Here is a 12,803-nt window from a genome sequence, read left to right on the forward strand (position 1 = left end):
GATCCACCTCGGCGATTGAATTGAAAAACCCCTCCCGCACTTGACCGAATTTCTCGGTAATCGCTAGCCTGAACGAGGAAAACAATTCGATCTCTCTTGCAACGAGAGGAGCGCAGTACCTTGCATCGAACCCTGACCGCGACAGAGCCACCGACGGGCTCCGACCTCGTACCGGAGCTTCACCACGTGGGAGTGCAGACGGGCGACCTCGACAACTGCGTCGCCTGGTACGAGGAGTTCTTCGGCTGCCGGCCGAACTGGACCCTGGACACGTTCTCCGACCTCACGCTGAGCCGGCTGCCCGGTATCACCCGGCTGACCGAGCTGGCGGTGGCCGGCCTGCGCTTCCACCTCTTCGAACGCGCCGGGCACGACAACGCCGTCCCCGGCGGCAACACCCGTCAGTTCCAGCACATCTGCCTGTCCACCGGATCGGCCGAAGAGCTCCGGGCCTGGCGTGACCGATGGTTACGCCTGTACGAGTCCGGCCGCTACACCTTCGCCGGCGACGAACAGCCCACCGACATCGTCACCGACGCGGACGGTGTGCAGAGCTGTTACGTCCTGGACGTCAACGGGCTGGAGTTCGAGTTCACCTACGTCCCGCCAGGAGGAGACCGATGAATACGCGTGTCCACCGCACCGTGACCGAACTGCCCGTACCCGAAGGCTGGGATTTCGGGGACTTCCCGTACGGCTTGGAACCGCTGACCCTGCCCGTGCCCCCGACGCCCGACGCGGGGTACGGCATACCCGACGTACTGCCGGCCGACGAGTCACTCGTGGACCGGAGCGGGGTCTGCCCGCGGGCGGGTGCCGCCCTCGCCTCGACCGACTTCTCCCACCAGCTCTTCTGGTTCCGCTGGATCACGGGGCACCAGGCCACCTTCGCCATCTGGCAGCTGACCGCGCACGCCCTGCACCAGGCCCGCACCCGGACCGATCCCGCCCCGTCCCTGTGCGCGATGGCGGACCTCACGGACGCGTACACCTCGATGCTGCTCTACACCAGCTCGTGCCCGGTCGACATCTACGGCGCGGTCATCCGTCCCAGCATGTACCTCCAGCACCGCAGTTTCAGCGGCACCTGGGCCCCGGACTTCGCGCCCGTGCGGAGCCTGCTGAGGGGCAAGAAGACGGAGTGGGTCAGCACGCCCGAGGGCGAGAAGCTGAAGCACGCGGTCCGGATGTACCACACGGTGCACTCGGGGGTGGCGGCCAAGCTGGTGCCCGGCGGCCGGTCACTGCTCCAGGAATCCACCGGGGAGACCACGCCGACGCGCCCCGAGACGCAGGCGCTGATCTACGACAACTACTTCCTGACCCTGAGGGCGCCGGTCGGCGCGGTGGAGCTGGTCGACCAGTTACGGAGCCGGCTGCGCGCGATCTCGCTCGACGTCGCGACCAACGGGCTCTACCCGGGCCTCACACCGGAGGACGAGGCGGCCTTCCCCGAGGAGTTGCGGAGCGACGAGGTACGGCGTTACGAGAGGGATTTCCCCGCGTGCCTGAGCCGGATCGACGTCGCGGCCCGGCAGCTCAAGCCGAAGGTGCTGCACAGCACCCCGTCCTGACCGCCCGCCGGTGCGCGGACGCCCGACACGGAACGGAGTTGAGAACGAGTGCGTCACGGAGTGGTGATCCTGCCCGAACGGCGCTGGTCCGAGGCTCGCGACCAGTGGGTCCGGGCCGAGCGGCTCGGCTTCGACCACGCCTGGACCTACGACCAGTTGATGTGGCGGTGGCTGCGTGACAAGCCCTGGTTCGCCTCCGTCCCCACACTGGCCGCCGCTGCCGCCGTCACCTCGCGGATCACGCTGGGCACGATGGTGGCCACCCCCACCTACCGGCATCCGGTGACCCTGGCGAAGGAGTTGATGTCGCTGGAGGACATCGCCGGGGGACGGTTCGTCTGCGGCCTGGGCGCCGGGGCGGGTGGCCTGGACGACCGGGTGGTGGACCCGACCGAACGCACCCCGCGTCAACGCGCCGACCGGTTCGCCGAGTTCGTCGAGGCGCTGGACCGGCTGCTGACCGACCGGGTCGCCTCCTACGCGGGCGCCCATTACGACTTCCGGGACGTGCCCATGAACCCGGGGTGCCTCACGCGCCCCCGAGCGCCGTTCGCCGTGGCCGCGACCGGGCCGCGCGGCATGCGGCTGGCGGCCCGGCAAGCGGACACCTGGGTCACGGCTGGACCACCGGGCCGCTTCGACGCCCTGCCCTACGAGAAGGCACTGCCCGAGATCGCACGCCAACTCGACCGCCTGGACACCGCCTGCGCCGCGGTGGGACGCGACCCGGCCACGCTGAACCGGCTCCTGCTGACCGGTGCCCTGGTCGGCGGAGTCCTCGAATCCGTCGAGTCCTACCGTGACGCGGTGGGCCGTTTCGGCGAGCTGGGCATCACCGACCTGGTCGTGCACTGGCCGCGGGAGTCCTTCCCCTACCAAGGTGATCCGCGCGTGCTGGAGGCCGTCGCGGACGAGGTGCTCCTCCCGCGCCCGCACATCACAGGCGCCACCGCACGGCAGAACACCGCAGGAGGCGGACGGTGATCGAATACGAGATCGTCGACATGTTCACCGACACACCGTTCAACGGCTGTGCCCTCGGGGTCGTACCCGACGCGCAGGGACTCTCGGAGGCGGACATGCTGGCTGTCGCCCGGGAGTTGGCCCTGACCGAGACGGCGTTCGTCCTACCGCCCGAACTCCCGGGATCCACCTACCGGGTGCGGGTGATGACGCCGACCGGGGAGTCGCCGTTCGGAGGGCACAGCGCGGTGGGCACGGCCAGTGCGCTGGTCCGTACCGGACGGACAGCGGCCGGCAAGGCGGTGCAGGAGTGCGGAGGCCGGCAGCTCACCGTGACGGCCGGGTCCGACGGCTCCGGCCTGGCCGTCGAGGGTACGCCGCTGCTGCGGCCCGAATGGGATCCCCGCCCCCTCCTGGCAGCGTGCGGCCTGTCCGGCTCCGATCTCTCCGCGACGCCGCACCTCACCGGCTTCGGACCGGCCTTCCACTTCCTGCCGGTGCGCGAGGAGGCACTGGCCGCGGCCTCGGCCGACCTGACCGACCCGGTCTGGGAGGACTGCCCTGACGCGGTGCTCGTCGCGTACGACCCCGCGAGCCGGACCGCGCGTATCCGGGTGTTCGCACCCGGATACGGCATGCCCGAAGACCCGGCCTGCGCTTCCGCCGCCCTGGGACTCGGCGCCTGGCTGGCCCGGGAGAAGGCGTTGCCCGGCACGGACGGCCGGCACGCCTACCGGGTTCTCCAGGGCGAGGACCTGGGCCGGCCGGCCACCCTCTCCTGCACCGTCGACCTGCGGGAGGGCCGGGCCACGGCCGCCACGGTGCACGGCCGGGTCGCCGCCGCCGCGTCCGGCCGGATGGCCGCGCCGCGACGGCCCTGAGCGCCACGCCAGCACCTCTCACCAGCAGAAAGGGACTTCCCACGTGCTTTTCCGACCGGAACTGCACGGCACCCGCGGTGCCGTGGCATCCACTCACTGGCTGGCCTCCACGGTCGGCATGTCCATGTACGGCCGCGGCGGGAACGCCTTCGACGCCGCGGCCGCCGCCGCCTTCGTCATCCAGGTGGTGGAGCCGCACCTCAACGGCCCGGGCGGTGATGTGCCCATCCTCGCCCACCGCTCCGGCTCCGGCCGGGTCGACGTCATCTGCGGGCAGGGACCGATGCCCGCAGCGGCGACCCCGGACGCCTTCACCGAGCGGGGCCTTGCCGTGGTCCCCGGTTCCGGACTGCTGCCGGCTGTCGTCCCGGGGGCCTTCGGCGCCTGGCTCCGGCTGCTGAAGGAGTACGGCACGCTGCCCCTGGAGGTCGTACTGGAGCCCGCCATCGGTTACGCGGAACGGGGATATCCCCTGCTGCCCAAGGCGGCGGCCATGATCGGCGCACTGTCGGAACTCTTCCGCGACACCTGGACGGAATCGGGCCGCACATACCTGCGGCGGGGCGTCGCTCCGCAGGCCGGGGAGCGGGTCACCAACCCCGTACTGGCTCGCACCTTCCGGCGCATCGTGAGCGAGGCGAAGGCGTCGGGGCGGGACCGTGAGGGGCAGATCGACGCGGCGACGGAGGCGTTCCACACCGGCTTCGTGGCGGAGGCGATCGACACCTATCTGGCCAAGGCGGAGGAGATGGACTCCACCGGGCGGCGGAACGGCGGGCTGCTGACCGGTGCGGACATGGCCGCGTGGCGGCCGGGGCTGGAGCAGTCGCTGAGCCTGGAGTACCGGGGCCATACGGTGCACAAGGCGGGCCCGTGGTCGCAGGGCCCGGTCTTCCTCCAGCAACTGGCCCTGCTGGAGGGCTTCGACCTGGCCGGGATGGGGCCGGGCAGTGCCGCGTACCTGCACACGGTGGTCGAGGCCGCCAAGCTCGCCTTCGCCGACCGCGAGGCGTGGTACGGCGACCCGGCCCACGCCGATGTGCCGATGCGGGGCCTGCTGGACCCGGCGTACACAGCCGAACGGCGCGCGCTCATCGGCTCCGAGGCCTCCGGAGAACTGCGGCCCGGCCGGCCCGGCGGGCGCGAGCCGCTGCTCCCGCCGCTGCACGACGACAGTGCCGCACCGGCGGACCCGGCCTGGCTGGGTGAGCTGGAGCAGGGCATTCCGGCCATCATGAAGCTGACCGCCGCCACCGGCGACACCTGCTGCGTCACCGCCACCGACGCCGCGGGCAACATGGTGGTGGCGACGCCCAGCGGCGGCTGGCTCAAGAGCTCTCCGGTGATACCGGGGCTGGGCTTCCCCCTCGGCACCCGGGGCCAGATGGCGACGCTGATGCCGGGCCACAACAACACGCTGGCGCCGGGCAAACGCCCCCGCACCACGCTCAGCCCCACCATGGTCCTGCGGGACGGCCGACCGCATCTGGCGTTCGGCACACCGGGTGGCGACCAGCAGGACCAGTGGACCCTGGGCTTCTTCCTCAACCACGTGGACCACGGCATGGGTCCGCAGGCGGCCATCGAGGCGCGGACCTTCCACACCGACCACGTACCCACTTCTTTCGCGCCGCGCCGGTTCCGCCCCGGGACCGTCGTGGCGGAGCGCGGCTGGCCCGCCGGGGAACTGGAACTGCTGCGGCGCCGAGGACACGAGGTGGAGCTGGTGGCCGACTACTCACTGAGCAAGGTGTGCGCCACCGGACTGACAGGGGACGGTCTCGTGCTCGGGGCGGCGAGTCCACGCGGCGCGCAGGCGTACGCGATTGCCGGGTAGGAGGGGAGCACGTGGAATGGTTTCCCCATGGAAATCATCCGTCCAGCTGGGGAAGGGGCTGACATGGCGGCTCACCGCAAGAGCGACCGCGAAGACTTCATCGTTCTGGGCGAGGCCCGGCAGAACAATCTCAAGGGCGTCAACCTCCGTATTCCGAAGGGGAAGCTGACCGTCTTCACCGGGGTCTCCGGATCGGGCAAGTCCTCGGTGGTGTTCGACACCATCGCGGTCGAGTCCCAGCGGCAGCTCAACGAGACCCTGCCGGCCTTCGTCCGCAACCGGATGCCCAAGTACGAGCGTCCGGACGCCGAGGTGATGGAGAACCTCTCCACGGCGATCGTCATCGACCAGCGGCAGGTCGGCGGCAACGCCCGTTCGACGGTCGGCACGATGACCGAGATCCTGCCCATGCTGCGGGTGCTCTTCTCCCGCGCCGGCAGCCCACGCCTGGGTCCGTCCCACCTGTACTCCTACAACGACCCGCGCGGCATGTGCGAGGAGTGCCAGGGCCTCGGCTCGACGGTACGGCTGGAACTCGGCCGGCTGCTCGACGAGAGCAAGAGCCTCAACGAGGGGGCGATCAACTTCCCGTCGTTCGCGGTCGGCACCTTCCAGTGGCAGCTCTACGGCGAGTCCGGGCTCTTCGACCCGGACCTGCCGCTGCGCGACTTCTCCGAGAAGGACCGCGAACTGCTGCTGCACGGCAAGGGGTTCACCGTCGACCGGGCCGGCCGCAACGGCGTGTACAAGAACGAGTACGAGGGGATCGTCGAGCGCTTCACCCGCCGGTACGTCAAGCCCGGCCTCGACCACGCGAAGGGCAAGGAGCGCGAGGCGCTCGAACGGGTGGTGACCCAGGGCCCCTGCGCCGTCTGCCACGGCGGCCGGCTCAACGCGGCGGCCCTCGCCTCGCGCATCGACGGGGACAACATCGCGGACTTCACCGCGATGGAGATCACCGAGCTGATCGAGCGGCTCGCCCGCGTCGACGCTCCGGCCGTCAAGCCGGTGGTGGCGGGCGCGCGGGCCGCGCTGGAGCGCATCAGGTCCGTCGGGCTCGGTTATCTGTCCCTCGGGCGGCAGACCACGACCCTGTCCGGCGGCGAGGCCCAACGGCTCAAGATGGTGCGGCACCTGAGCAGCAGCCTGACCGGTCTCACATACATCTTCGACGAGCCCAGTGTCGGCCTCCATCCGCGCGACGTACGCCGCATGAACGAGATCCTGCTCGCGCTGCGCGACAAGGGGAACACCGTGCTGGTCGTGGAGCACGACCGGGACGTCATCGCGATCGCCGACCACGTCGTCGACATGGGCCCCGGAGCCGGCCGTGACGGCGGCGAGGTGACGTTCGAGGGCACCCCGGCGGGTCTGCGCAGGTCCCGCACCGTGACCGGCAAGCAGCTGACGAACATCACCGGGCTCAAGGAGCGGCACCGCTCCCCCACCGGCTTCCTGACCGTCCGCGACGCCGGCCTGCACAATCTGCGCGACGTCACGGTCGACATCCCCACGGGGGTGCTGACGGCGGTGACCGGTGTGGCCGGTTCCGGCAAGAGCACCCTCATCTCCCGGGTGTTCACCGCTCAGCACCCCGAGGCCATCGTGATCGACCAGTCGTCGGTCGGCATCTCCCTGCGCTCCAACCCGGCCACGTACACCGACATCATGGACACCGTGCGACGGCAGTTCGCCCGTGCCTCGGGCGAGAAGCCGGGACTGTTCAGCTTCAACTCCGAGGGCGCCTGCCCGGAGTGCAACGGCAAGGGCGTCATCGAGACGGACCTGGCCTTCATGGACCCGGTCACCACCGTGTGCGAACGCTGCGACGGCCGGCGGTTCAACGACGAGGCACTGCGCCACACCGTGGACGGCAGAACGGTCGTCGACGTCCTGGCCATGACGGTCGAGGAGGCGGCCGGCTTCTTCGACGACGCGCCCGTCCTGCGGAAGCTGCACCTCCTCACCGAGGTCGGGCTCGGCTACCTGACCCTGGGCCAGCCGCTGTCCACGCTCTCCGGCGGTGAACGGCAACGGCTCAAGCTCGCCCACCGCCTCAAGGAGACGGGCAGCGTCTACGTCTTCGACGAGCCGACCACCGGCCTGCACATGAGCGACACCGGCCGGCTGCTGGACCTCTTCGACCGGCTCGTGGACAGCGACAACACCGTGATCGTGATCGAGCACGACCTCGACGTCGTCAAGCACGCCGACTGGGTCGTCGATCTCGGTCCGGACGCCGGCACCCATGGGGGGCACGTGGTGTTCGAGGGCACACCCGCGGAGCTGTCACGGGCGAAGGACTCGCACACGGGCCGCAGTCTCGCCGCGGATCTGCGCGGCCGGAAGACCCGATCCTCCTGAAGTACGCCTCCCCCGCAGCACACACATCCGATCGGAGTTCGGCATGCCTCTCATACACGTCACTCTGCTGGACGGGCGGTCACCGCAGGAGGTGGCGTCCCTCGGCCGGGCGCTCACCGCCGCGGTGCACGAGACCCTCGGCACCCCTGTGGACGCCGTGCGGGTGATCGTGGAGGAGTCGTCGCCGACGCACTGGTTCGTGGGTGGCAGGTCGGTGGCCGAGCGGCGCTCCGCGCCCTGACCCGGTGCCGTGGAGACGGGGGCGAGGCCCCTCGGCCACTTCGGCCGGGGGGCCCGACGCGGTGACCGCCGGTCAGCGGGCGGCGGTGCCCCGGAGCCGGCGGTCGGCCTCGGCGAAGCGGTCGCGGATCAGCTCGACCTGGTCCGGGGGCCGGGGCGGCAGGTCGTCCTGGGTGAGCCGGCCGCTGCGGGTGATCAGGTGGGCGTTGAACGCCTCCATGCCGAGGTCCGTGTACTGATCCAGCTCCTCGAACCACTCCTGGCTGATCCGCGCGGTGCGCTGCATGGACTCCACGTCCGGCCTGCGCTCCGCCTCGTAGGCGGTGAGGGCTTCGGGCGCCGCTCCGTGCCTGTCCACCGCCAGGGCGAGGGCCAGGCCGTCCTCCATGGCCAGCCTGGTCCCCGATCCGATGGAGAAGTGCGTGGTGTGCGCGCTGTCCCCGAGCAGAACGATGTTGCCGTGGCTCCAGCACCGGTTACGGACGTCCGAGAAGCGCCCCCACCGCGACCTGTTCGTCCGCAGCCGGTGGCCCTCCAGCACGTCGGCGAAGATTCCGGCGATCCGGTCGACGTCGGCCGGGCCGCCGTCCGCGCGTCCGCCGCCCCGCGTGTCGGAGCCCTGCCCCGTGAACCCGGCGGCCTCCCGGACGTGGTCGTCGACCTCGACGATGAACGTGCTGAGCCCGGGGGCGTAGGGGTAGGCGTGTGCGTGCATCGAGCCGAACTCCGTGTCGGCGACGGCGAAGGTCAGGGCGGTGAAGGTCCGGTCGGTGCCGAGCCACAGGTAACGCGAACCGCGCTCGCCGCGTTCGGTGCCGAACTTCTCCCGGTGGGCCTCGCGCGTCGAGGAGTTGACCCCGTCGGCCGCCACCACCAGGTCGTACGCCCCGGCCAGCAGGGCCGCTTCGGGAGCGCGCGTGCCGTAGCGGATGGTCACGCCCAGTTCCTCGCAGCGCGTACGCAGCATGCTCAGCAGGACACGCCGGCCGATCGCCGAGAAGCGGTAACCACCGTTGCGCATGGTCCGGCCGCGGTGGTGGACGTCGATCCTGGACCACTGGGCGCACTCGGCGGCCAGGCGGGCGAACAATCGGGGGTCGGCCGCCTCGATGCCGCCGAGCGCCCCCTCGGAGAAGACCACACCGAAACCGAAGGTCTCGTCGGGGGCGTTGGCCTCCCAGACGTCGATCTCACATCCGGGCCGGAGCCGTTTGACGAGTGCGGCCGTGTAGAGGCCGCCGGGGCCGGCTCCGATGATCGCGATACGCATGACACCTCACTGGGACTCGGTCGAGTGACTCGGTGGCGCGCGGGGCACACAGGGCATCCGGCCTGCGCAAGCAGCTCGGCCGATCCAAGTGGCTTGTTCCGTACGCCACTTGCAGCCCGTCAGGCCATAAAGCCTATCCGGTGGGTAACGAGTTGAATCAGACGGACCGGCAGACCGCCGTCCGGCGGAGCGAGAGGGAGGCCGCAGCCCATGGGACCGACGGACTTCGACGTCACCGAGGGGAGCGGCACCCGCTTGCTGGAACGTCTGTACGGGGCGGCCCCGCCACCCTTCGCCCTGCTGCGCAGGCATCACGCCGGTGCGCCCGGACCGGGCCCGGTGGAAGTGTTCTTCGGCGAGATGGAGACCGTCCGCTCGCTGGAGGGGATCGGTGCGCCCGACGGCGCGCGGGGTCCCCACGCCCTGGCTCTGCTGCCCTTCCGGCAGGTGGCCGAGCACGGCCTGCGATGCCATGACGACGGCACCCCGTTGCGCGTCCTGCGGATCTCCGAGCACCACCTGCTGCCGGAGCAGGCGCTCACCGGCCGCGGCGGCGACGAGCCGGTGCGGTGGCAGGACGTGGGCTTCACGACGGACGACGCCCACTACGAGAGGCTGGTGAGAGAGGTCGCGACCTCGGACGCGGCCCGTGGGGGCCTGAACGTCCTGATCCGGCGCGACTGCACCGCCCGGTTGCCCGGCTTCCGGCCGGCGGTCGCGGTGGAGCTGTTCCGGCGGTTGCTGACCGCCGAATCGGGAGCGTACTGGACCTTCCTCGTGCACACCGGGGGCGAGCGGCCCACCACCCTGGTGGGGGCGACACCGCAGGGACACGTGTCCATCGAGAACCGCAGGGTGGTGATGAACCCCCTGTGCGGGACGTACCGCTGCCCGCCCCACGGCCCGCGCGCCGGAGAGGTGCTCGCCTTCCTCGCCGACCGCAAGGAGTCCGAGGAGCTGGCGACCACGGTGGACGCGGAGCTGTCGGTGCTGTGCGGCCTGGCCGGCCCGGACGTACGGGTGGAGGGACCCTTCCTGCGGCGGATGGCCCATCTGCTGCACACCCAGTGCCGGATCAGCGGACCCGCGGTGCTGAGCGCCCCCGAGACCCTTTCGCGGGCACTGTTCGCCTCGACGACGGTGGGAAGCCCGTATGCCGAGGCGTGCCGGGCCATCCACCGTCACGAGACGACCGGCAGGGGGTACTACGGCGGTCTCCTCGCGCTGCTCGGCCGCGATGCCCGGGGCGACGAGGAACTGGACTCCGCAGCGGTGATCAGGACCCTGGACATCGATCACCTGGGCCGTGCGCGGTTGTCGGTGGGGGCGACCATCGGCAGCCGGTCGTCACCGGAGTCCGAGGCGGCGGAGACGCGGACCAAGGGACGGGCCGTGCTGACGGCCCTCACGACGGAGCCGGCCCCGCCGGCCTCCCGGCGCCGCCGCGGGTCCGGCGGCACCGAACCCGGTGCCGCCGCACCGGGGAGCGACGGGTCCGTCCGGGAGATCCTGGTCCGGCGGCACGCGGAGTTCTCGTCGTTCTGGACGAGCGGCGGGAGCGCACCGACGGGGCGGGCCGGCCGTGTGCTCGTGCTCGACACGGGCGGGGAGGACCTGGCCGCCCTGGTCCACATGGTGGCCTCGGTCCACGGGCCACCGGAGGTGGTCCGGTACGACGATCCGGACACGGGCGACACCCTGTCACGGCACCGGGGGCCCGTGCTGCTGGCCTCCGGCCCGGGCCGGCCCGACGCCCCCGGCAGCCCCCGGATGGCGGTGCTCAGGCAGATGTGCGCGTCACTCGTGCGGGAGCGGCTGCCAGGCGCGGCCCCGGTGGCAGGGGTGGGGCTCGGCTTCCAGTTACTGGCGCTCGCCGCCGTACCGGACGCGCGGGTCACGGCCAGGGCCGGCACCGGACTCGGCAGGGAGGTCGAGGTCTTCGGCCGGCCGGTCACGGCCGCCTTCCGCAACACCTACGCGCTCACGACCGGCCCGGCCGGCGCCGCGCCCGCTCGCCGCGGCCTGCCCGCGCTGTGCCTGGGCCCGGACGGGCGGGAGCTGATCGCGATGCACGGCCGGGCCGTCCGGGGCGTGCAGTTCCGCCCGGAGTCGGTCATGACCACGGACGGGGCCGAGGTACTGCGCTCGCTCCTGGGCTGAAGCCGGCCGGTCCTCAGGGAGTGCCGTTCCGGCCGAGTTCCAGGACGGTGCGGGCCGCGGACTCCAGGGCGAAGGTCATCGAACCGCCGTTGGGTTCGAAGCCGGCGTGGTCCCCGGCGAAGTGGACGCGCCCCTCCGGCCTGCGGATCACCGGCAGCAGGCCACTGTGCCCGCGCTCGGGAAGGATGTAGGCCCCTTCCGCGTAGGGCCGTTCGTCCCAGCAGACCGACGCGCCGGTCTCGAAGTGGTCGCGGGCCCCCGGGAGCATCCGGTCGAGTTCGGCCAGCACGAAGTTCTGGCGCTCCTCCTCGGTCATGACGGAGACCGCCCGCGCACGCCATCCCGTCATCAGGCACTCCAGTATCTTCCTGGGTCCCGGCAGCTGGGGCGTCGCGTCGCGTATCCAGCGTATGGGCAGGTCGGTGGAGAAGCTCGCGTTCCGCTGCGGCCAGAACTGGCTGCGCATCTGGAGGTACACCCGGACGACGGACGAGTACTTCACCCGGCGCATCGCGTCGTGCTTCGCGTCGGAGAGGCCTGCGTCGGTGAAGTCGATGTGCCGGATCGCGCTGAACGGGACGGTGACGACGACCCGTTCGGCTTCCATGGACCGCATGGCGCCGTGGTCGAGGTAGGTGACCCGGGCCCGCTCCTCGTCCTGTTCGACGCGGACCACGGGACGGCGGTAGTGGATCCTGCTCTTGAGCCGTTCCGCGAACGCGCCCGGGAACCGGTCGGTGCCGTCCTTCACCTTCGCCCAGCGGGGGTCGGCGTTGCTGAGCGAGTGCGGGCTCGCCTCGTGGCGCAGCCAGGAAAGCGCCGACGCCGTCTTCAGGTCACCTCCGCGCATCTCCAGGAACATGGGCTCCATGAGATCGATGGCAGCCTGGGAGGCGCCGCGGTCCGTCAGGACCTGGTGCACGGACCGCCGGTCGTACGGGGCGAGCAGCTCGGTGGCCTCCCAGTCGGGGGCGCTGATGTCCGGCTGGAGGCTGTCGCTGACGGCGGTCACGTACCGCTCGATCATGCCCGCGACGCCGAGGTCCTTCTCGTGCGGGTGGAGCGCCAGTCCCGCTGCGGCCACCGCCTCCGGGTCGGGGGTGAAGAACCGTCCCTGCGCGAAGTAGGAGAAGGTGGTGTCGTAGAGGTCGGCGGTCTCCGTCTCCACGCCGAGTTCGCGCAGGTAGTGCATCGCGTAGTGACAGTGCGGCGTGAGCGTCATCGCACCCGCCTCCGCGTGCAGCCCGTCGGCGAACGGAGCCCGTAACGTGTAGGCGCGCCCGCCGGGCCGGGTATCGGCTTCCAGGACCGTCACCTCGCATCGGCGCGCGGCGAGTTCGTGGGCGACGGCCAGCCCGGCAAGGCCTGCGCCGATGACGATCACGGACCGCGGTGGCCGCAGACCCGGCAGGCCGTTGTCGAAAGCGCGGCGTACTTCGGTCTGGGTGGCTTCACGCATGGGCGTTCTCCGTTCCGGTCAGTCGTACGACGGTGCTCTTCGTGCTCCTGCTGCG

Annotated in this window: 10 protein-coding genes; 8 read left to right on the forward strand and 2 right to left on the reverse strand. The window is 71.3% G+C overall.

Going from position 1 to position 12,803, the window contains the following annotated elements; translation table 11 throughout:
• The first annotated feature begins 120 nt into the window (after positions 1–120).
• From QFZ58_RS07500 to QFZ58_RS07530, 7 genes are all read left to right on the forward strand, one after another.
• The gene (locus tag QFZ58_RS07500; protein ID WP_307124129.1) at positions 121–624 is read left to right on the forward strand and encodes a VOC family protein; all 504 of its coding nucleotides are present in this window, start codon (positions 121–123) and stop codon (positions 622–624) included.
• Positions 621–1,574, forward strand: a complete 954-nt coding sequence (locus tag QFZ58_RS07505) for a hypothetical protein (RefSeq protein ID WP_307124130.1) — start codon at positions 621–623, stop codon at positions 1,572–1,574. Before QFZ58_RS07500 ends, QFZ58_RS07505 begins: the two co-directional genes overlap by 4 nt.
• A gap of 48 nt (positions 1,575–1,622) precedes the next feature.
• Positions 1,623–2,558, forward strand: coding sequence for an LLM class flavin-dependent oxidoreductase (locus tag QFZ58_RS07510; protein WP_307124131.1), 936 nt, complete (start codon positions 1,623–1,625; stop codon positions 2,556–2,558).
• A complete protein-coding gene (locus QFZ58_RS07515) occupies positions 2,555–3,418 on the forward strand; it encodes a PhzF family phenazine biosynthesis protein (RefSeq protein ID WP_307124132.1) in 864 nt (287 codons plus the stop codon). The genes QFZ58_RS07510 and QFZ58_RS07515 overlap by 4 nt, the downstream gene beginning before the upstream one ends.
• A 43-nt stretch (positions 3,419–3,461) precedes the next feature.
• On the forward strand, positions 3,462–5,255 hold the full coding sequence (locus QFZ58_RS07520) for a gamma-glutamyltransferase family protein (RefSeq protein ID WP_307124133.1): 1,794 nt from the start codon (positions 3,462–3,464) through the stop codon (positions 5,253–5,255).
• A gap of 63 nt (positions 5,256–5,318) precedes the next feature.
• Positions 5,319–7,619 (forward strand): excinuclease ABC subunit UvrA, encoded by a 2,301-nt coding sequence (locus QFZ58_RS07525; protein ID WP_307124134.1) that lies wholly within the window; start codon positions 5,319–5,321, stop codon positions 7,617–7,619.
• Between the two features lie 43 nt (positions 7,620–7,662).
• Positions 7,663–7,860, forward strand: coding sequence for a tautomerase family protein (locus QFZ58_RS07530; protein ID WP_307124135.1), 198 nt, complete (start codon positions 7,663–7,665; stop codon positions 7,858–7,860).
• A 72-nt stretch (positions 7,861–7,932) separates the two neighbouring features.
• Here QFZ58_RS07530 and QFZ58_RS07535 read toward each other — a convergent pair whose 3' ends face one another.
• The gene (locus QFZ58_RS07535) at positions 7,933–9,129 is read right to left on the reverse strand and encodes an FAD-dependent monooxygenase (protein ID WP_307124136.1); all 1,197 of its coding nucleotides are present in this window, start codon (positions 9,127–9,129) and stop codon (positions 7,933–7,935) included.
• A gap of 210 nt (positions 9,130–9,339) precedes the next feature.
• On the opposite strand from QFZ58_RS07535, the gene QFZ58_RS07540 reads away from it, so the two are divergent.
• Positions 9,340–11,289 (forward strand): chorismate-binding protein, encoded by a 1,950-nt coding sequence (locus QFZ58_RS07540; RefSeq protein WP_307124137.1) that lies wholly within the window; start codon positions 9,340–9,342, stop codon positions 11,287–11,289.
• 13 nt (positions 11,290–11,302) lie between these two features.
• On the opposite strand, the gene QFZ58_RS07545 is transcribed toward QFZ58_RS07540, so the two are convergent.
• The gene (locus QFZ58_RS07545) at positions 11,303–12,748 is read right to left on the reverse strand and encodes an NAD(P)/FAD-dependent oxidoreductase (protein WP_307124138.1); all 1,446 of its coding nucleotides are present in this window, start codon (positions 12,746–12,748) and stop codon (positions 11,303–11,305) included.
• Between the last annotated feature and the right edge of the window lie 55 nt (positions 12,749–12,803).

The organism is Streptomyces sp. B1I3 (genome assembly GCF_030816615.1).
Lineage (GTDB): Bacteria > Actinomycetota > Actinomycetes > Streptomycetales > Streptomycetaceae > Streptomyces.